The 18,989-nt window shown below is 67.7% G+C and carries 17 protein-coding genes; 7 read left to right on the forward strand and 10 right to left on the reverse strand.

Annotated features, from left to right (window positions below; genetic code table 11):
* The first annotated feature begins 21 nt into the window (after positions 1 to 21).
* The gene (locus B9Y82_RS16045; protein ID WP_100474000.1) at positions 22 to 624 is read left to right on the forward strand and encodes a LolA family protein; all 603 of its coding nucleotides are present in this window, start codon (positions 22 to 24) and stop codon (positions 622 to 624) included.
* A 106-nt stretch (positions 625 to 730) separates the two neighbouring features.
* Positions 731 to 1,507 (forward strand): DUF481 domain-containing protein, encoded by a 777-nt coding sequence (locus B9Y82_RS16050; RefSeq protein ID WP_100474001.1) that lies wholly within the window; start codon positions 731 to 733, stop codon positions 1,505 to 1,507.
* 75 nt (positions 1,508 to 1,582) lie between these two features.
* On the opposite strand, the gene hemC is transcribed toward B9Y82_RS16050, so the two are convergent.
* The 5 genes from hemC to mdoH form a co-directional block, all read right to left on the reverse strand.
* Positions 1,583 to 2,494, reverse strand: coding sequence for a hydroxymethylbilane synthase (gene hemC / locus B9Y82_RS16055; protein ID WP_100474002.1), 912 nt, complete (start codon positions 2,492 to 2,494; stop codon positions 1,583 to 1,585).
* A 606-nt stretch (positions 2,495 to 3,100) separates the two neighbouring features.
* A complete protein-coding gene (locus B9Y82_RS16060) occupies positions 3,101 to 3,832 on the reverse strand; it encodes a LytR/AlgR family response regulator transcription factor (RefSeq protein WP_100474003.1) in 732 nt (243 codons plus the stop codon).
* Between the two features lie 10 nt (positions 3,833 to 3,842).
* Positions 3,843 to 4,886, reverse strand: a complete 1,044-nt coding sequence (locus B9Y82_RS16065; protein ID WP_202908130.1) for a sensor histidine kinase — start codon at positions 4,884 to 4,886, stop codon at positions 3,843 to 3,845.
* 3 nt (positions 4,887 to 4,889) lie between these two features.
* Positions 4,890 to 5,549 carry an alpha/beta hydrolase gene (locus B9Y82_RS16070; protein WP_100474004.1) on the reverse strand — a complete coding sequence of 220 codons (660 nt, stop codon included), beginning with the start codon at positions 5,547 to 5,549 and terminating at the stop codon, positions 4,890 to 4,892.
* A 50-nt stretch (positions 5,550 to 5,599) separates the two neighbouring features.
* Positions 5,600 to 7,525, reverse strand: a complete 1,926-nt coding sequence (gene mdoH / locus B9Y82_RS16075) for a glucans biosynthesis glucosyltransferase MdoH (RefSeq protein WP_100474005.1) — start codon at positions 7,523 to 7,525, stop codon at positions 5,600 to 5,602.
* 494 nt (positions 7,526 to 8,019) lie between these two features.
* Between mdoH and B9Y82_RS16085 the strand changes: the two genes are divergently transcribed.
* Complete coding sequence (locus B9Y82_RS16085) at positions 8,020 to 10,065, forward strand: TonB-dependent receptor domain-containing protein (RefSeq protein ID WP_100474007.1); 2,046 nt, start codon at positions 8,020 to 8,022, stop codon at positions 10,063 to 10,065.
* A gap of 60 nt (positions 10,066 to 10,125) precedes the next feature.
* On the opposite strand, the gene B9Y82_RS20770 is transcribed toward B9Y82_RS16085, so the two are convergent.
* On the reverse strand, positions 10,126 to 10,296 hold the full coding sequence (locus B9Y82_RS20770; RefSeq protein WP_005419553.1) for a hypothetical protein: 171 nt from the start codon (positions 10,294 to 10,296) through the stop codon (positions 10,126 to 10,128).
* Positions 10,297 to 10,511: 215 nt separating this feature from the next.
* On the opposite strand from B9Y82_RS20770, the gene B9Y82_RS16090 reads away from it, so the two are divergent.
* On the forward strand, positions 10,512 to 10,898 hold the full coding sequence (locus tag B9Y82_RS16090) for a DUF2628 domain-containing protein (RefSeq protein ID WP_100474008.1): 387 nt from the start codon (positions 10,512 to 10,514) through the stop codon (positions 10,896 to 10,898).
* A gap of 77 nt (positions 10,899 to 10,975) precedes the next feature.
* Here the strand turns inward: B9Y82_RS16090 and B9Y82_RS21000 are convergent, their stop codons facing one another.
* The 3 genes from B9Y82_RS21000 to B9Y82_RS16105 form a co-directional block, all read right to left on the reverse strand.
* On the reverse strand, positions 10,976 to 13,507 hold the full coding sequence (locus B9Y82_RS21000) for a methyl-accepting chemotaxis protein (RefSeq protein ID WP_100474009.1): 2,532 nt from the start codon (positions 13,505 to 13,507) through the stop codon (positions 10,976 to 10,978).
* Between the two features lie 192 nt (positions 13,508 to 13,699).
* A complete protein-coding gene (locus B9Y82_RS16100; RefSeq protein ID WP_014648518.1) occupies positions 13,700 to 14,593 on the reverse strand; it encodes an NAD-dependent epimerase/dehydratase family protein in 894 nt (297 codons plus the stop codon).
* Positions 14,594 to 14,691: 98 nt separating this feature from the next.
* Positions 14,692 to 15,603, reverse strand: coding sequence for a S41 family peptidase (locus B9Y82_RS16105; RefSeq protein ID WP_100475255.1), 912 nt, complete (start codon positions 15,601 to 15,603; stop codon positions 14,692 to 14,694).
* Positions 15,604 to 15,653: 50 nt separating this feature from the next.
* On the opposite strand from B9Y82_RS16105, the gene B9Y82_RS16110 reads away from it, so the two are divergent.
* Positions 15,654 to 16,118: a MarR family transcriptional regulator gene (locus tag B9Y82_RS16110; RefSeq protein WP_100474010.1), complete on the forward strand. Its 465-nt coding sequence runs from the start codon at positions 15,654 to 15,656 to the stop codon at positions 16,116 to 16,118.
* Between the two features lie 316 nt (positions 16,119 to 16,434).
* Positions 16,435 to 16,746, forward strand: a complete 312-nt coding sequence (locus B9Y82_RS16115) for a KGG domain-containing protein (protein ID WP_100474011.1) — start codon at positions 16,435 to 16,437, stop codon at positions 16,744 to 16,746.
* Positions 16,747 to 16,757: 11 nt separating this feature from the next.
* On the opposite strand, the gene B9Y82_RS16120 is transcribed toward B9Y82_RS16115, so the two are convergent.
* Positions 16,758 to 18,230, reverse strand: coding sequence for an MFS transporter (locus B9Y82_RS16120; protein ID WP_100474012.1), 1,473 nt, complete (start codon positions 18,228 to 18,230; stop codon positions 16,758 to 16,760).
* Positions 18,231 to 18,355: 125 nt separating this feature from the next.
* Between B9Y82_RS16120 and B9Y82_RS16125 the strand changes: the two genes are divergently transcribed.
* Complete coding sequence (locus B9Y82_RS16125; protein WP_100474013.1) at positions 18,356 to 18,985, forward strand: TetR/AcrR family transcriptional regulator; 630 nt, start codon at positions 18,356 to 18,358, stop codon at positions 18,983 to 18,985.
* The last annotated feature ends 4 nt before the right edge of the window (positions 18,986 to 18,989 follow it).

The following is an 18,989-nucleotide window of genomic DNA, read 5'->3' on the forward strand; positions in this document are numbered from 1 at the left end:
CCCACCCCCATGGAATGCCCGATGCGCCGGTTGCCCGCCCTGTCCCTGCTGGCCTGCCTGCTGCTGGCCGCCTGTGATCGCGCGCCAGCGCCGGCCGCCACCAACGCCCCGGTGCCCGTCGCCGATCCGGCGCAGGCGGTGCTGGGCGCCAGCCAGCGTTTCGCGGCCCTGCGCAGCTTCCACGCCGAACTGGAGGTGCTGGGCGCACCGCAGCCGGTGCGCAGCGCCATGGACTTCGTGGCGCCCGATCGTTTCCGGGTGGATACGCCGGCGGGTCCGCAGACCATCATCGGCGACACCCTGTTCCTGCAGGGCGACGGCGCGATCCGCCAGGTGCCAACCCCGCCCGGCCTGCTCGAGCAGTGGCGCAACCCGCTGCCGGCCGATGCCCTGCCCGCCGACCTGAAGGCTGAAGACCTTGGCAGCCAGGCGCTGGACGGGGTCCAGACCCGGCACTACCGGCTGCGCGGTGCCCAGCCCGGCGAACGCCTGGAATACTGGGTGGATGCCCAGGGCCTGCCACGCCAGATCGTGCGCAGTGGCAGCAGCAATGGCCGCAGCTTCCAGCTGCGCCTGCGCTATTCGCGCTTCAACGACCCCGCATTGCGTATCGATCTGCCCTGAATAGGCGATCGTGGCAACGTTCGCTGAAGCACGCATTGGATCGATTCGGACCGCCATCACGCTTCCAGTATCATCACCGGCTGTTAACCGTTTCGGAGAAGCCTCGATGTCCCTGCGCGTGTCCCTGCTGATCCCCCTGCTGCTGTGCGCACCGCTCGCGCATGCGCAGGATGCCTCCGAACTGGCGGCGATGTCCTCGCCGTGGAGCGGCAGCGGCGGCGAGCTCGGCTTCGCGTCGGCACGCGGCAACAGCAGCACCGAAAGCTTCAACGGCCGCCTGCGCCTGCGTTACACCGATGGCGACTGGGTGCACAGCATGGACCTGGCCGGCCTGCGTTCCAGCTCCAAGGTGATCGAGACCCGCGACGACGGCTCCACCAGCCGCCGCAACAACACCACCGCCAACCGCTACACCGGCAGTGCCGGCAGCGCGCTGCAGCTGGGCGAGCACCGCCAGCTGACGGCCACGGTGCGTACCGAGCGCGATGACTTCGCCACCTACGACCGCCAGAGTTCGTTCGGTCTGGGTTACGGCACCCGGCTGTGGAACACCGAGCGCTTCTCGTTCGACGCGCAGATCGGCCCGGGTGTGCGCCGCACCCACAGCACCGAGGACGACCGCACCCGCACCGGCATGATCGGCCGCGGCCTGTTCGACATGAAGTACTCGCTGACCGACAACACCGACCTAGTCAACACGCTGCTGGTCGAATCGGGTTCCTACAACACCTTCGGCCAGAACGACTTCGGCGTTTCGGTGAGCATGAACGAGCACCTGGCACTGAAGGCCGGCTGGCAGGCGCGTTACAACAGTGACGTGGCCGAGGACAAGCGCAAGACCGATACGCTGACCACGATGAACGTGGTCTACAAGTTCAAATAAACAGAACGGGCGCCAAGGCGCCCGTTCTGCTTCTGGGTAGTGCCGGCCGCTGGCCGGCAGCACCTGCTGCAATGCTCAGACGTTCAGCAGTTCACCGGCACCGGCATCCAGCAGCATCGTCGCCACGCGCTGGCCCAGCGCTTCCGGATCACTGGCGGGGCCGACTGCCTCGGCACGTACCGCACGGCCATCGCTGGCGCTGCCAACCAGGCCCTGCAGGTGCAGGTCGTCACCCTGCCACTGCGCGATCGCGGCCACCGGCACGTGGCAGCTGCCATGCAACGCACGGTTCATCGCCCGCTCGGCCTCCACGCAGGCACGCGTGGCCGCGTCATCAAGCTGGGCGAACAATGCCATCAGGCCCGCATTGCCGCCATCGCACTCCACCGCCACCGCGCCCTGCGCCGGTGCCGGCAGCCACTGCGGCGGTTGCAGGCGCGCGACGATGCGCTCGCCCAGGCCGAGGCGCTCCAGGCCGGCCACGGCCAACACGATGGCGTCGTAGCCACCGTTGTCGAGCTTGGCCAGACGGGTGTTGACGTTGCCGCGCAGGTCCAGCAGCTCCAGGTCCGGGCGCAGCGCGCGCAGCTGGGCCTGACGACGCAGCGACGACGTACCGACCCGCGCGCCGATCGGCAGCGCGTCCAGCGAGGCATACAGGTTGGAGACGAAGCCATCGGCCGGATCGTGGCGGGTCAGCATCGCGGGCAGTGCGAAGGGTTCGTCCAGTTCCATCGGCACATCCTTCAGCGAGTGCACGGCGCAGTCGGCCTCGCCTCGCAGCATGGCCAGCTCCAGCTCCTTCAGGAACAGGCCCTTGCCACCGATGGCGGCGAGCGAGCGGTCCAGCACCTCGTCGCCGCGGGTGCTCATCGGCACCAGTTCCACATGCAGGCCGGGATGGGCCTGGCGCAGGCGGTCGGCGACGTGTTCGCTCTGCCAGAGGGCGAGCGGGCTCTTGCGGGTGGCGATGCGGACGGTTTCCATCCGGTCATTATCGCGCCTTCGGCGCGGATACGGCCAACGGCGGAGCCCCTCGTGGCTGGGGGATCGTGAAAGCAACAGCCGCGCTTGGCCGGGCGGTGTGGACCACGCAGGGGCCGCTGCAAGTACGTCCATGTAAGCTCGGTCGCCGCATCCATGCGGCTCACGCCCCTACGCAGCCCACCCCGCCCGGCCTCTGACAGTTTCCGTGTGCGCCAGCCACGGAAGATCAAAAGAAAAAAGCAGAAGCAAAAGCAACAGCCCACGGCTTCCGGGGTCAGATCCCTTTTTCCCCACCCGATGAAGGCTTCCGGGGTCAGATCCCTTTTCCGCAGGAAAAGGGATCTGACCCTTCTTCCCCCGCCCGATAACAACAATGCCTTTGCCGTCCGACGCTGGACGAATGTGAGGGTTGGGCCGGGGTGGGGCGGCGGGACCGTTGGCGCCATGGATGGCGCCATCGAGCTTACATGGATGTACTTGCAGCGTGTCCCGCCGCCCCACCCCGGCCCAACCCAGCACGTAGAAACAACGAGCCATGACCCGCTGTTGCTGTTGCTGTTGCTGTTGATTTCATAGCAGTCGCGGCCGCAGGCCGCGCGGGACCACTCACAGATGCCGCAGTTCCTGCTTCAGCGTCGCCACGCAGCGGCGGCTGACTTCCAGCGGCTGCCGGCCATGCCGCAGCACTGCCTGCACCTGCCCGCCCGAGCCACGGCGCAGTTCCACCAGTTCGTGGCGTGCCACCAGGCAGTTGCGATGGATGCGGATGAAACGGCTGGCGAACTCTTCTTCCAGCGACTTCAGCGATTCCTCGATCAGGTCCTCGCCACGCGCGTGGTGTACCACTACGTACTTCTCTTCGGCCTGCAGGTAGTGGATATCGTCCAGCGGAATCAGCCGCAGGCTGCCACGCAGGCGTGCGCACAGCACGCTGCGCGCCTGCTGCCCGCCGTGCGCCTGCGGCTGGCCGTCGCGGCCGGCCAAAAACGTGCGTGCGCGCGCGATCGCCGCGGCCAGGCGCTCTGCGCGTACCGGCTTCATCAGGTAGTCGATCGCTGCGGCCTCGAACGCCGACAGCGCATGTGCATCGTAGGCAGTGCAGAAGACCACCGCCGGCCGCGGTTCGAAGCTGGCCAGGTGGCGGGCTGCTTCCAGGCCATCCAGCCCGGGCATCGCGATATCCAGCAGGACCAGGTCCGGCTGCAGCTCCGCGCATGCGTGCAGGGCCTGCTCGCCGTTGCCGGCCTCGGCCACCACGTCCACGCCGTCCTGCGCCGCCAGCAGGCTGCGCAGGCGCTCGCGCGCCAGCGGTTCGTCATCGGCGATGACTACCCTCACGATCGTTCCCTCACTGGATCGGCACTGTCACCTGGCAGGCATAGTAGCCCTCGCTCCAGCCAGCCGTCATCCGCGCGGCGCTGCCGAAGCGCCAGGCCAGCCGATGGCCGATGCTGTGCTGGGCATGGCCAGCCCCCCGCGCCAAGGCCAGCCCGGGCGCCTGCGGATCAGGCGCGGGATTGCGCACGCGGATCTGCAGCTCGTTGCCTTCGCGCAGCAGGTGCAGCTCGATGATGCCGCCGTCTGGCAGGCGCGAGATGCCGTGCAGCACGGCATTTTCCACCAGCGGCTGCAGTACCAGCCTCGGCAATGGCAGGTCCCACGGCAGCGGCTCGTCGCGCTGCCAGCGCACCTGCAGGCGTTCGCCCAGGCGCAGCGATTCGATTGACAGGTAGCGCTCGGCCAGTTCGCATTCGTCGCGCAGGGTGGAATCGCCCTCGCCTGCACCGAGCGCGGCACGGAACAGGTCGGACAGATCGAGTACCGCACGTTCGGCCACAGAAGGATCACGATGCAGCAGGCTGGCGATCAGGTTCATGCTGTTGAACAGGAAATGCGGGCGGATCCGCGCCTGCAGCGCATCGGCCTGGGCCCGTGCATTGGCCTGCACCTGTGCGGCCCAGCGGTCGCTGACATAGAAGTAACGCAGTGCCAGCGCGGTGATCAGCGCCGTGGTTGCTGCACTGCCGAGCGTGAAGCGCCAGAAGCTGATGCCACTGGCGAAGCTGTCACCCAGGACCGCGTACAACGCGTGCACGATGCCGGCACAGACCACCGCGATCAGGGTCGCCAGTGCAATCGCAGCAACCGCCCCCAGCACCTGCGGCAGCCTGGACAGCGCCCGCCGCAGCAGGCACAGGCTAGCGGTCACCGCCAGCGCCAGCCACAAGGCGAAGCCACTGGCCGACAGCAGCTCGCCGAGGGTCCAGTGGCGGCTACCATCCGGGGCCAGGGCCAGCACCACCACCACCAGCTCGGCCAGGCCCAGCATCGCCGCCAGCCGCGGCAGGCGGCACAGTTCCGGCATCCATGGCGGTGTACTGGCCGGGGACATGGCTCAGCCCGCGCCCAGGCGTTCCTGCAGCCAGTCACCCAGTGCCTGGATCTCTTCGGCACAGACCTGATGGGCCATCGGGTAGCTGTGCCATTCCACCTCCAGGCCCAGCGCCTGCAGCGCCTGCGCGCTGTGTACGGCTACCGCCTGCGGAATCACCGGGTCGCCGCTGCCATGGGCCATGAACACCGGCACCTGCACGGCACCGTCAACACGCTTGGCGCTTTCAGCTTCGGGCAGGTAGGTGGACAGCGCGACCAGGCCGGCCAGCGGCGCGGTACGCGACAGCGCGGCGCTCAGGATGATCGCGCCACCCTGCGAGAAGCCGGCCAGGAAGATGTTCTGCGCAGGAATGCCACGCTCGATCTCACGCGCGATCAGTGCATCCAGCTGCACCACTGATTCCTGCACGCCGGCCATGTCGGCGCGTGAACGGAAGTCCATGCCGACGATGTCGTACCAGCCGCGCATCGGCACGCCGTTGTTGATCGTGATCGGCCGCACCGGTGCGTGCGGGAACACGAAGCGCAGCGCCGGCCAATGCGGCCGCACCAGCTCCGGCACGATCGGTGCGAAATCATGGCCGTCGGCGCCGAGGCCGTGCAGCCAGATCACCGACCACTGCGGCGACGCGCCGGTTTCCTGTTCCACCGTTTGCAGCATGATGCGGCTCCTTCAAGTTCGAGCCGCATTATGCCGCTGGCGCGGGGCAATCAGTACAGCGGCGGCTGCTCGGCCGCTTCCCGCCGCAGCTGCGCGGCACGCACCAGCACTGGCGGCGGGATGTTCTCCTCGGGGATATCGAGCAGGCCAAGACGGTGCAGGAAGGCGCCCGGGCCACGCGAGGACGTCAGCGCCACCACCGGCACCGCCAACACCATGCCGATCACCACCGGCGCCATCCACGCGGCCAGCGACGGCGACACCGCCCAGGCCAGCACGCCCATGAAGGCACCGAAGACGCCCAGGCCGCCATAGCCACGGATCAGCGCCAGCCAGGAGATGCCACCGTCGTCACGCTGCTGCGCGTCCCAGCCGGAATCGCGGCCGGACAACACTTCGGCCACGCCGCGCGACTGCACGTACATCACCACCGGCGCCATCAGCGCGGCCAGCACGGTTTCCACCAGCATCGAGACGAACGCACGGATCGCACCGCCACAGCCACGGCGGTCGACCGGATCCAGCAGCATCGCCAGGTAGCCGAGCACCTTGGGCAGCAGCAGTACCGCCATGGTGGCGGCGAACAGGCGCACCACCTGCTCTTCGTCCTGGGCGCGCCAGTAAACGCTGGGCGACAGGTGCAGCAGGGCATTGAAATCGATACCTTCCTGGAACAGCGGGATGGCGATGCCGATCAGCATCAGCATTGCCCACATCGGTGCGGTGAAATAGTGGCCGATGCCGATCAGCATGTGGGTGCGGCTGATCCAGTGCAGCCCGCGGCTGCCGACCACCTTGCCGTGCTGCAGGTTGCCCTGGCACCAGCGGCGGTCGCGCACCAGCAGGTCGGTCAGCGTTGGCGGGCCCTCTTCATAGCTGCCGCCCAGGTAGGGGACCATGTGCGCGGCCCAGCCGCCACGCCGCATCAACGCCGCTTCGACGAAATCATGGCTGAGCACGTGGCCGCCGAACGGCTTGCGCCCCGGCAGCGCCGGCAGGCCGGCGTGGTCGGCGAAGGCGCGGGTACGGATGATCGCGTTGTGGCCCCAGTAATTGCTCTCGGCGCCATGCCACCAGGCCACGCCACGGGCAATTACCGGCCCATACACGCGACCACCGAACTGCTGCATGCGCGCGAACAGGGTGCGGCCGCCGATCACCGACGGCAGGGTCTGGATCAGGCCGACGTCGGCGTTGTGCTCCATGCCGGCCACCAGGCGCACGATGCTGTCGCCGGTCATCAGGCTGTCGGCGTCGAGGATCAGCATCTGCGGGTAGGCACCGCCAAAGCGGCGGACCCAGTCGGCAATGTTGCCGGCCTTGCGCCCGCTGTTGTCGCCACGGCGACGGTAGAACAGGCGCACCCGGCCGTCCGGCACACGCTCGCGCAGCTCGGCGAACACCTGTTCCTCGGCGCGCGCGATGTCCTCGCGGCGGGTGTCGCTGAGCACGAAGAAGTCGAAGCGCTCCAGCTGGCCGGTCGCTGCTACCGACTCGTAGATGGCCTGCAGGCCCGCCAGCAGGCGGCGCGGGTCTTCGTTGTAGGTCGGCATCAGCAGCGCGGTACGGCTGTGCACGGCCGGCAACGGCTTGTCCGGATCGATGCCGAGGCGATAGCCACGGTCGAACACCGCGGTCAGGAAGCCGGCCAGTGCGCTGGCGAAAGACAGGGCGATCCAGGCAAACAGGCCGACGAACAGGACCAGCAGGCAGGCTTCGAGCACGCTGATGCCATTGGCCGACAGCACCCGCCACATCATCCGCGTGGCCACGGCGGTCATGCCGAGCGTGCCACCGAAGATATACAGCCGGCGCAGGCCGATCAGGCGCGGCGACGTGCGATGCCGCCGGACCTTCAGTGCGCCTTCGCGCAGGGTCTGCTCGGGCATCTGCAAGGGTGATTCAGTGGGCAACAGCGCCCAGCCGGCATCGAGCCGGGGCGTTTCTGCTTCCGCATGGATGGTCTGCACCCCCATCGTCGCCTACTCCGCGCCGCCGGCACGGCCGGCCATCCCGGCCGGGCTGCATGCACCAAGGTTCCCGGCGCGCTTTCCCGGCGCCCGCACTTGTCCTGGCTGTGTCGGCTTCAGGCCGCACAGTCGATGTCTGTCACTACCGGAACCCACACGATCTCCAACGGGGCGGAATCGAAAATGCGGCCCAGTCTAGGGCGCTGAATGTAAGCCGCGCGCGAAGGTCTACGCCGGGATTTATCCCCATTCAGCAAATAGCGGGCGATCACGCCGGGGAATGGCCAGATGTCACTGCATCTCCCCCGGCACTGGATCGTAACAAACGCGAACGGTTATCATTTCATTAACCAGGCAGGTCTCCGTTCTCGCACGGCCGCGACCCACCCAGCTGCGCCGGCCCACGCCGCGCGCCCGACGACCCACGGAAGGGTGGCTGCCTGCTGTCTGCCTGCGCCTGCTGCTTCCACAGGGTCTCCCCACCTCCCATGGAAGCCGTCATGTCCCTGTCGTCCCGTTACCGTTCCGCGCGCCTGCCGCGCACCCGCCTGGCTCATGCCCTGGCCACCGCCTGCGTGCTGGCCCTGCCCAGCCTGGCCGCCGCAGAGGCCAGCGCCGATGCCTCCACCAAGGACCTGGATACCGTGGTGGTCACCGCCTCGGGCAACCAGCAGTGGATCAAGGATGCGCCGGCCAGCATCAGCGTGATCAGCCGTGAGGACATCGAGCGCCAGCCGGTGCCCGACCTGGCCACCCTGCTCAGCCGCGTGCCGGGCGTGACCGGTGGCCTCAGCGCGGTCGGCGAACAGTCCAAGATCAAGCTGCGCGGCATGCCCTCCAACTACACGCTGGTGCTGGTGGACGGCAAGCGCATGGGCAGCTCGGCGGCGACCAACTATCGCCCCGACCTCGGCCGCCAGGACCTGAACTGGATCTCGCCCGACCAGATCGAACGCATCGAAGTAGTGCGCGGACCGATGTCCTCGCTGTACGGCTCCGATGCGATGGGCGGGGTAATCAACATCATCACCAAGCGCATCGGCGACGACTGGAACGGCAGCGCCACCCACAGCTACACCCGTCCCGGTGATGGCAAGCGTGGCGACACCCAGCAGATCGGCGCGACCTTCTCCGGCCCGCTGGGCGAACGCTTCGGCCTGCGCATCGGAGCCAACAGCATGCGCCGCGATTCGGACCAGTCCAATGGCGGTGTCTATGGCAATGCCTATGCCGGCGAGAAGGACCGCAATATCGATGCGCTGCTGCAGTGGAAGCTGAGCGACGCCCAGCAACTGTCATTGGAAGCCGGCCATGGCGTGCAGCAAGCCTTCATCGATGCCGCGCTGGAAAAGCAGGACGAAGGCGCCTGGGGCGCCAGTGAGCTCAAGCGCAGCTCGTTGGCGCTCAACCACGACGGCCAGTGGAGCTTCGGCACCTCCAGGCTCAGTGCGTACTGGACCGAATACAAGAACGATATCGGCGCCACCGGCCGTTCCGAGGCCACCGATACGATCATCGAAGGCAGCCTGACCACACCGTTCACGCTGGGCGTTGAACACCAGTTCGCCGTGGGTGGGCAGTGGAAGCGGCAGCAGCTGACCAACACCGACACCATCGGCCGCGCGCCCATCGACTACGCCGGCAACGCGGTCAGCGGCTCCAGTCTGGAAGTGGATACGTGGGCGCTGTTCGTGGAAGACGAACTGAAGCTGCACCGCACCCTGGCCCTGACCGTGGGCGCGCGCCTGGACCACCATGAGAAGTTCGGCGGCCACGTCAGCCCGCGTGCGTACCTGGTCTGGCATCCAGCCGAACAGTGGACGATCCGCGGCGGCGTCTCCAAGGGCTTCCGCGCCCCCAGCCTGACCGAGAATTCGGCCACTGCGGCCACCCAGTCCGGCGGCCGCGGCTGCACCTCGCTGATCCCGCTGGGCTATACCCGCGGCGGCTGCTACATGGCCGGCAACCCGGACCTGGATCCGGAAACCAGCACCAACCGCGAGATCGGCATCAGCTTCGACAATGACCTGATCGATGCCGGCGTGACCTACTTCCATACCGACTTCCGGAACAAGATCGAATACGCACCGCTGGGCAGGTTCAATGGCATCTGGTGGACGCGCATGAGCAACGTGCAGCGCGCGCGCACCAGCGGCATGGAAGGCAACTTCAATGTCCGCTTCGGCGAGCAGTGGCGCTGGCGCACCTCGGCCACCTGGATGAAGGAAGCCAGGAACCTGACCACCGGCCGCAACCTGATCGATACGCCGGAATTCTCCGGCTACTCGTCGCTGGACTGGACACCGGACACGGTGTTCTCCAGCAGCCTGTCGGCGCAGTACACCGGCAAGCAGACCGGCACCGCCACGACCTTCCTCAAGGCCTACACCCTGTATGACCTGACCGCGGCATGGAACGTCAACGAGGTGCTGACCCTGCGTGGCGGCGTCAGCAACCTGGCCGACAAGAAGCTGTATGCCGAAGGCTCCACCGACTACTTCGTGGCCGGGCGCAGCTACTTCCTCAGCATGACCGCGCGGTTCTGACCGGCGGCGCGCGCCATGATCGCGCTGGCGGCAGGCCAGCGCGATCGACGGTGTTGCGGATTACTCGCTTTCCAGCGCGGCCGGTGCCGCATCCCGCGTGGCGGCCGTGCGTGCACGGTCCATCGCCACCGCCAGTTGCTGGCGCGCGAGCAGTTGTTGTGCCTGCACCACTTCAGGTGTCGGCAGGAGCACCGGTCCCGGTGCGTTTTCCGGTGTAGCAGGTGTGGTCATGCAACCTCCATGGACATCCCGCCGACGTCCGGGTCCAACCGGGACGAGAGCGGAACTGCGCACCCTATCCTAAAAACAAGGCGGGCGGGTGACGGTGCGGCATCCGGCCACAGCATCCGGAACAAGGTAGGCGTCACATTTTTGACGGTGAAGCATGGATCCTGAATGGGACTTGTCCTATCATGAAAACGTTTTCTCACAGGGATGTTTCCCCAATGAATACTACTGACCTGTCCCAATTCAGCCCGAAGTGGCAGTTCCGCTTCAATTTCTTCCGCCAGCACGGCGCCCCCAAGAATCCCGGCTTCAAGCAGGCCTGGAAGGCGCTGTCCTTTGGTGACCGCCTGAAGATCAACCTGAACTTCTTCGCGTTGTTCTTCGGCGCCATCTACCTGTTGATCCTCGGCATGTGGCGCAAAGCCCTGGTGGTGATCGGCATCAACATCGTGCTGGCCATCGTCACCATGTTCCTTCCGGACATCGTCGGGCGCATGCTGTTCATCGCCATGAACCTCCTTGTCGCCTCCAGCACCAACTACAGCTACTACCTGGAGAAGGTGGAAGGACGCACCAGCTGGAACCCGTTTGAAGGAATGTTCTGAGCCAACCGACCTGCGCCGGATGCGCGGCGAGGATGCACCCGACGCCCGGCCCCCGCCGGGCGTCTTCGTTTCCGGGATCACGCCGCGCGGCGGGCGGTGGCCTCCGGCTCGGCCTGCAGGCGGAAGCGCGACACCGCCACCGCCAGCTGCTCGGCCTGCTCCTCCATCGCGCGGGCGGCGGCGCTGGCTTCCTCCACCAGTGCGGCGTTCTGCTGGGTGGTTTCGTCCATCTGCACCACGGTCTGGTTGACCTGCTCGATGCCGGCCGACTGCTCGCGCGAGGCCGCTGAGATCTCGGCCATGATCTCGTTGACCCGGCCAACCTGACCGACGATTTCCTGCATGGTGCGGCCCGCGCCGTGCACCAGCTGTGCACCGGCACCGACCTGCGCCACCGAGGCGTCGATCAGTGCCTTGATCTCCTTGGCCGCACCGGCCGACCGCTGTGCCAGCGCGCGCACTTCACTGGCGACCACGGCGAAACCACGGCCCTGCTCACCGGCGCGTGCCGCTTCCACTGCCGCGTTCAGCGCCAGGATGTTGGTCTGGAAGGCAATACCATCGATCACCGAGATGATCTCGGCGATACGCTGCGACGACGCCTCGATCTGTTCCATGGTGTGCACCACCTGGCCGACCACCTCGCCGCCTTCGCTGGCCACGCCCGCTGCGGAACCGGCCAGCGCGTTGGCCTGCAGCGCATGGTCGGCATTCTGGCGCACGGTGGATGTCAGTTCCTCCATCGACGCGGCCGTTTCTTCCAGGTTGGCGGCCTGCTGTTCGGTGCGCCGCGACAGGTCACTGTTGCCCGCAGCGATCTCGCCAGCGGCCAGGCGGATGCTGGCTGCCGACTGCTGGATCTGGCCGACGATCCGGGTCAGCTGCTGCACGGTGCTGTTGGCATCGTCGCGCATCACCGCGAACACGCCGTGGAAGTCGCCCTGCATGCGGGCAGTGAGGTCACCGGCGGCGATCGCGCGCAGCAGCGTCGACAGCGCAGCCAGGTTGTGGTCGCTGACCTGCATCATCTTGTTCAGGGTCTCCACCATGCGGCGGAAATCATGGTCGAAGCGCAGTGCATCACCGCGCACGGCGAAGTCACCGGCGGCGGCAGCGGCGGCCAGCTGCTGGATCTGCTCGTTGATCGCAGCCAGGTTGTGCTTGGTGGTCGCCATCGCAGCGGTGAACTCCGCCTTCTCGCCCGGCAGTGCTTCCATGTCCACGCTGAGGTCGCCCACGGCATAACGCTGCATCACTTCAACCAGGCGCTGGGTGACCGCGTTGCTGGAGGCCACCAGCTGGTTGCTGTCGGCCACCATGCGGCCGTACTCGCCCGGGAACGCCGCGGCATCCATGCGGTAGCTGAGTTCACCGGCATCGTGGCGGCGCGCCATTTCGGCCTGCGCGGCCATCACCGCTTGCAGCTGGCCACGCATGCCCTGCATTGCATCCAGCAGGCGCCCTACTTCGTCGTTGCTGCGCGCCGGCAGCGTACTGTCCAGCTTGCCGGCGGCGACGTCGCCGGCCACTCGCACCGCTTCGGCGAGCGGGCGGATCGCCAGGCGGCGCAGCAGTACATAGACACCGGCGCTGAGGGTCAGCGCCGCGATCACGCCGACCAGCAGGGTCAGCCACAACAGCTGGCGCGCTTCGGCCACGATCACCGCATGCGGCATCACCACGCCCAGCGCAAAGCGCTGCGGGGCGTTGCCCACGCGCAACGGCACGTACACGCGCACGTTGCCGGCCGCATCGGGGCTGAAGGCCTCGAACGGACGATCGGCGGCGATGTCGGCCAGCATGCTGCGGGTCAGTGCATCGTTGCGCGGCTTGCCGATCTCGGTGGCATTGGCCGAGGCCAGCACCACGCCCTTCGGCGACAGCAGTTCCACCCGGCCGGCCCCCATCGGCTTCAGCGTGGCCAGGTGCTTCTGCAGTGCCGCCAGCGAGAAGTCCACGGTGAACACGCCCAGGAACCTGCCGTTCTCGACGATCGGCGTGCTCAACGTACTCATCAGCACCTGCTGCCCGGCGATGTCATAGGCGTACGGTTCGCTGACTTTCGGCAGCTTGTCGCGGCTGGGCGCCATGTACCAGTCACCGGAACCGCTGGCAGTCTCGGTGTAGTCGGTCATCACCGACTGCTGTGGCTTGCCGTCATGCCAGGCCCAGTAGCTCATGTAGCGGCCGGTGGCATCGTGCGCTTCGGTGTTGACGAACTCGGCATCCCTGCCATCGAAGGCATCGGCCTCCCACATGGTGCTCTTGCCCAGCCATTCCGGATGGGCGCGCAGCTGCTCACCCAGCACGGCGGCCAGGCTGGCGCGATCGGTGACATCACCACGGGCGCGCTGGGCCAATACGCTTTCGACCATGGCATCGTTGCTGGCGAAGGCCGTACCAAGATCGGCCGCAACCCGGCGTGCTTCGGCGGTGGCCTCGCTGGTCATGGTCTGGCGCGATGCGCTGATCAGGCTGGCGCTGGCCTGTCGGTAGATCAGGAACGCGGTCAGGCCGAAGCACAGCAGCGCGATCACGGCGGTGCCCAGCATCAGCTTGTGGGCGATGCTGCCCGGGCGGCGGGCAGCGGCGGAACGGGAAGAAGGCATGGGAGGGTCCGCAAGGCAGTTCAGGACGACCGGCGCCACCAGGGCACCGCGCAGGCCACCGGCCGCCGGGACGGGCCCGGCGCTGGAAGCGCACCGGGTTAGCGGCCGCCCGCCAACGAGGTTGAGGCGGCTGGCCTGCACATTCCTGAATCCGCTCAGGGTCGGGGCAGCTACCCATCTTTTGCGTCGGCCTCACTCGGCCACGCGGTCCTTGATCCACTGCGCGCGCGGCAGGACCTCGATGCTCCCGACGGCGTACTGCTGCAGCACGTCGTCCGGCCCGAAGCAGGGTTGCCAGCCCAGCTCGCTGCGCAGGCGGGCACTGTCGTAGACACGGTCGATGCTCAATGGCAGCGGCCACCCACGGCGTTCGAACTCGGCCAGCAGCTGCGGCGCGCGACGGGCCAGCACGCTGCGCGGGTGAGTGGCCAGTTCCAGGCAGTCCTCGCGCCGGAACGGCGTCGGTGCGCAGGCGAGGTAGCGGGCGAATCGGGCGCCTTCGTCGAGCAGCAGTGCAGCATGTGCGCTGGCCACATCGCGGGCGTCAATGCCGCGGTGCAGGCGGAACATCGCCATCCGTTCGGGCGGTTCCGGGAAGCACCGGCCCATGCGCAGCACGCGAACGCTGAAGCCCGGCGTGGCGGCAGCTTCAGCCAGGGTCTCGGCCTGCAGCTTGGTGCGATGGTAGATCGTGCGCGGCAGCGGCTCGGTGTCTTCGTCGATCCAACGGCAGCCACCGGCTACCACGGCATGACCGTACAGCGCCGTGGTGCTGGTCAGCACGAAACGCCGTGCGCCGGCTTCGCGCGCGGCCTGCAGCAGGTGCGCGGTTGCCTCCACGTTGATCTGCTGGAACACCGCGTCCGGCACCAGCCCGACATGCGGGGCATGCAGGGCCGCGGTATGGATGACCGCGTCGACGCCCTGCACCGCACGCGTGACCGCCTGGCGATCGGTGACATCGGCAATGATGCGCGTGGTGGCGAACGGACTGCGATCCAGCCCCACCACTTCGTGGGCGGCCGCCAGCGCACCGAAGATCGCGCGCCCGATGCGCCCGGAACTGCCGGTCAACAGAATCTTCATTGAGTCCATTCACTCGAAGCGCCCGGGAACTACCGGGATGCTTCGATTCTAGGCATGCAATCGCGCATCTGCGATAGGACAGCCATGCAATCGTGCGTTCATCTTGACGACTTCGCAGGCGCCAGCAGTTGCCGCGCGATGAACAGCGGATCGTCGCCACCGGCCACATCAGGCCTCACGCCGGTACGTTCCCAGTTGCCGCCGGTGCGCAGGTTGATCGGTTGCCGATCGGGAATACTGATCTGATAGCCATCGGGCAGCAGCACAGGATCGCCGAACATATGCGCTGCGCCGCCGCTGCGCGTGCCGACAATGCGCGCGCGCCCCAAGGCCTGCAGCGAGTAGGCGACGAACTCGGCCGCCGAGCCGGTGCGGCGGTCGATCAGCACCACCAGCGGTTTCAGGTAGGCGGGCAGGTTCGCCGGTGGCAGCGGTACCGGCGTGCGCCGGCCGCGCTGGTCCAGCTGCTGCACTGTGTCGATCTTCGCGTCCAGCAGCGTGCGTACCAGCAGATCGGCACTTGCATCATCACCTCCCCCGTTCTGGCGCAGGTCCAGCACCAGGCCATCAGTGTCGGCCAGCAGCATGAAGGCCGCCGCCAGCTTCGGCCGTGCCAGATCCAGCGGATAGAAGGTACTCAGCCGCAGGTAGCCAACGTTGCCCTCCAGCACCCGCACCTCGCGCACGCCGGCGCCATTGCTGCGGGCATCGGCGCGCCAGGCCATCAACCAGTCGTCCTGGCCGGCCGCCACGTCTACGCGTTCAACGTGGAAGTGGCCATCGAACGTGTCCAGGTCCTGGTTCAGGCGTGCGCTGAACGCAACAGAATCTGCACAACTGCCCGCATAGCGCTGCTGCGTCGACCAGCTGCGCAGGGCGTCGGCGATGCGGGCGCCCTCCGCCTCGTCCAGGTACTGCGCCTGCACGGCGCTGGCCGCCGCCTGCAGGACCCCGTCCTGCGCGGGGCAGGCTGCCGCCAGCAGCACGCCGAGCATCCAGGAGACCGCCATCATCCACCCCCGCATTGAAGATATATAAGTGCTTATATATCATTCTGGTCATGGATCTCCAACACGCCACGCTGGGCACCCTGCTGCGCGCCCTGCTCGACCAGCTGGACCCGGCTGTGGAGCAGGCCTACCAGGATCTGCAACTGGACTACCGGCCCCGCTACACGCCAGTACTGCGCACGCTGATGGCGCAGGGCCCCTGCCGGATCAAGGACCTGGCGCTGGCCTGCGGGCTCAGCCACTCGGCGCTCAGCCAGACAGTGGCGGCGATGATGCGCGCTGGCTGGCTGCTCGCAGCCAGCGGCGATGACGGGCGCGAACGCATCCTGCACTTGAGCCCACGCGCGCGACGGGCGTTGCCTGCGCTGCAGGCACAGTGGCAGGCCACCGCACAGGCAGCGCGCAGCCTCGATGCGGATCTCGGCCAGTCGCTGGAGCAGGTACTGCGCGAAGCACTGGTGGTGCTCGAACAGCGGCCCTTCGCACAGCGCCTGCAGGACGCCCGTCGGCGCTGAGGCGTTGCTGCTCAGCGGCCATCTCGACTTCGCTGAGGAAGATCCAGCTGCCATCTGCCACGCGCAGCTGCAGCGTGTGGCACTGCACAGCCCAGCAGTGCGAGCCACCCGAATGTGCTCATGCTGTTCTGTCCTCTCTGCGTGGCCATCGCGCATGACGGCCCATGCTCGCCAAGCCGCGCAATCCGCGCAGCAGCGTAGCTGCGCCGTGAATGCCAGTGCGGTGGGGCGTGAAGGCAGCGATGCCGGTGCGGACACTTCCTTAGCCGGGCTCCGGCAAGGATGAGCGTCCCTTCCATGCAACGGGAGCCTTCACATGGCTGACCAGCATCACGGCACCTCCCCTCGTGGCTTCGCTTCGATGGACCAGGACAAGCAGCGCGCGATCGCTGCAAAGGGCGGACGCGCCGCCCATGCGTCCGGCAATGCACATGAGTTCAGCCCGGCCGAGGCACGCGTGGCGGGACGCAAGGGCGGCGAGGCAATCAGCCGCAATCGCCAGCACATGGCGGCGATCGGCCGCGAAGGCGGGCACGCGCGCCACGCCAATGCACGGCAGCAGCAACAGCAGCACGTGGCCGAACCTTCGCCAACCACGGAGGAGGGGCCGCAACGCCAGCAGGGCTGACTGCAGCGCACTCAAGCGCGCTGGCGCTGGCGGTACAGGCCCAGCGCTGCCAGCAGGGCCAGCACGCCGGCGACGGCCATCGCCCAGCCGAAACCGCTGGCGATTGCGCCGCGGTACCAGGCCAGCGTCTGCGCCCCTGGCAGCAATGCCGACGGCTGCAGGATCAGCGCGCGCGCCTGTGCGGCCACTGCGGGTTGCCCTGCCGCCTGCGCGGTCGCAGCGAACTGCCGCACCGCGCGCAGGCCCATCAGGCTGCCCAGCAGCGCGATGCCCAGGCTCATGCCCGCCTGGCGCAGCGCGTTCATCGTGGCCGACGCAATGCCAGCCCGCTCCACGGGGACACAGGCCATCACCGCCATACCGGTCGCCGGCACCGCCAGGCCCATGCCAACGCCCAGCAGCGTCAGCAGGGCGCTGGCGTGGCCACGCCCCGTGCCCGGCGCAAACGTGGCGATCGCACACAGGGCCACGCCGGTCAGTGCATACCCCGACACCAGCGCGGTATGCAGCCCGATGCGTGCCACCAGGCGGCCGAACAACAATGACACCACGCCCATCAGCAGGAACTGCGGTACCAGCTGCGAACCCGCCTGCGCCGCATCGTGGCCCTGCGCCTGCTGGAAGAACAACGACAGGAAGAACAGGCTGGCATAGGCGGTGAATCCAAGGACGAACGAGGCCAGGTTGAGCATGCCAAAGCCAGGCATCGCCAACAGGTCCACCGGCAGCAGCGGCCGCGCCACGCGACGCTCGACCCACGCAAACAGCGCCAGGCCGAATGCCGCGATGCCGAGTGCCAGCAGCGTTGCAAGTGCCAGCGGGCCGTGCTCGCCGATCGCGATCAGGCCGTAGCTCAGCGCACCCAGCGCAACAATGCTGAGCAGCTGCCCGACCGGGTCCAGCGCGGCCTGCTGCGGATGCCGCCGCTCCGGAATGCCCCAGGCCCCCAACGCCAGGGCAAGCAGGCCCAGCGGCAGGTTGATCAGGAAGATGCTGGGCCAACCGGCGCGCTGCACCAGTTCACCGCCCAGCAGCGGCCCCAGCACCAGCGCCAGCGCGCTGAACGCCGACCAGCCACCGATCGCGCGTGCACGCGGGCGTGCTTCGGGAAACGCATGGCTGAGGACCGGCATCGCACTGGGAATCAGCAGGGCACCGGCCACGCCCTGCACCGCCCGCCCCGCCACCAGTGCCGGCAGGCTGCCAGCGCAGGCACACAGCAGCGAGCCCACGGTGAAGATCGCCACGCTGAGCAGCCACATGCGGCGGTGGCCGTAGCGGTCACCCAGCGGTCCCGCCGACAGCATCACCGCCGACAGGGCGATGGCATAGGCATTGATCACCCACTGCAGCCCCGCCATGTCGGTGTGCAGTGCCTGCTGCAGTGTCGGCAGCGCGACGTTGACGATGCTGATGTCCAGCGAGGCAAGGAAGGTGCCCAGATAAGCCGCTAGCACCAAAGCCGGCCGTCGGAAGCGTTGCATGTACGGATCCCGGGGGAGGATGTGGGCGCATCGTAGTTGACTGACTGACCGTCGGTCAATGACTGGCGGTCAGTCAATGCGGGAGGACGGCTAGAATGAGCACCGTCGCACCCGGACCCCGCCCCATGCAGATCCCCGCTGCCGCTAGGCCCCGTACCAAACCCGCTGAAACCCGCCAGGAAGAGCTGATGGACGCCGCGCAGGCGCTGTTCCTGTCACAGGGCGTGGAAGCGACCACCATCAGCGACATCGTGGCCGCCGCCGACGTGGCCAAGGGCACGTTCTATACCTACTTCGCCTCGCGCACCGAGATCCTGCAGGCGCTGGCACAGCGCTACACGCAGCAGTTCATGGCCGAGGTCGACCACGCCGTGCAGCAGCAGCCTGCCCACGATGACGTGGCGCGCCTGCGCGCCTGGATCCGCGCCAACATCGAGATCTATGTACGCACGCACGCGCTGCACGACGTCGTCTACGCCAACCATCACCACCACCAGCGCGGCAATGCCGAGCGCAACGCCATCCAGCAGCAGCTGCTCAACATCCTCGAGGCGGGCACCCGTGCAGGCCTGTGGCAGCTGCCGGCACCGCAGGTCACGGCCTCGCTGATCTATGCCGGCGTGCACGGCGCCACCGACGATCTGATCGCGGCACCGGCACAGGACGCCGAGACCTTCATTGCGGCGGTGGTGGCCGATTGCCTGCGCATGGTCGGCGTGCCGCCGGCCCCGAAGTGTGGCGGTACGGGCCGCTAAAGCC

Source organism: Stenotrophomonas maltophilia (assembly GCF_002799155.1).
In the GTDB taxonomy this organism is placed as follows: domain Bacteria; phylum Pseudomonadota; class Gammaproteobacteria; order Xanthomonadales; family Xanthomonadaceae; genus Stenotrophomonas; species Stenotrophomonas maltophilia_R.

Bases quoted from the DNA above. Each gene is read 5' to 3' on its own strand.
- B9Y82_RS16115 (WP_100474011.1), top strand. From the start codon at position 16,435: ATGGCTGACCAGCATCACGGCACCTCCCCTCGTGGCTTCGCTTCGATG.
- B9Y82_RS16070 (WP_100474004.1), bottom strand. From the start codon at position 5,549: ATGCTGCAAACGGTGGAACAGGAAACCGGCGCGTCGCCGCAGTGGTCG.
- B9Y82_RS16065 (WP_202908130.1), bottom strand. From the start codon at position 4,886: ATGTCCCCGGCCAGTACACCGCCATGGATGCCGGAACTGTGCCGCCTG.
- B9Y82_RS16050 (WP_100474001.1), top strand. From the start codon at position 731: ATGTCCCTGCGCGTGTCCCTGCTGATCCCCCTGCTGCTGTGCGCACCG.
- B9Y82_RS16125 (WP_100474013.1), top strand. From the start codon at position 18,356: ATGCAGATCCCCGCTGCCGCTAGGCCCCGTACCAAACCCGCTGAAACC.
- B9Y82_RS16100 (WP_014648518.1), bottom strand. From the start codon at position 14,593: ATGAAGATTCTGTTGACCGGCAGTTCCGGGCGCATCGGGCGCGCGATC.
- B9Y82_RS16085 (WP_100474007.1), top strand. From the start codon at position 8,020: ATGTCCCTGTCGTCCCGTTACCGTTCCGCGCGCCTGCCGCGCACCCGC.
- B9Y82_RS16120 (WP_100474012.1), bottom strand. From the start codon at position 18,230: ATGCAACGCTTCCGACGGCCGGCTTTGGTGCTAGCGGCTTATCTGGGC.
- B9Y82_RS20770 (WP_005419553.1), bottom strand. From the start codon at position 10,296: ATGACCACACCTGCTACACCGGAAAACGCACCGGGACCGGTGCTCCTG.
- hemC (WP_100474002.1), bottom strand. From the start codon at position 2,494: ATGGAAACCGTCCGCATCGCCACCCGCAAGAGCCCGCTCGCCCTCTGG.
- B9Y82_RS16110 (WP_100474010.1), top strand. From the start codon at position 15,654: ATGGATCTCCAACACGCCACGCTGGGCACCCTGCTGCGCGCCCTGCTC.
- B9Y82_RS16105 (WP_100475255.1), bottom strand. From the start codon at position 15,603: ATGGCGGTCTCCTGGATGCTCGGCGTGCTGCTGGCGGCAGCCTGCCCC.
- mdoH (WP_100474005.1), bottom strand. From the start codon at position 7,525: ATGGGGGTGCAGACCATCCATGCGGAAGCAGAAACGCCCCGGCTCGAT.
- B9Y82_RS16090 (WP_100474008.1), top strand. From the start codon at position 10,512: ATGAATACTACTGACCTGTCCCAATTCAGCCCGAAGTGGCAGTTCCGC.
- B9Y82_RS16045 (WP_100474000.1), top strand. From the start codon at position 22: ATGCGCCGGTTGCCCGCCCTGTCCCTGCTGGCCTGCCTGCTGCTGGCC.
- B9Y82_RS21000 (WP_100474009.1), bottom strand. From the start codon at position 13,507: ATGCCTTCTTCCCGTTCCGCCGCTGCCCGCCGCCCGGGCAGCATCGCC.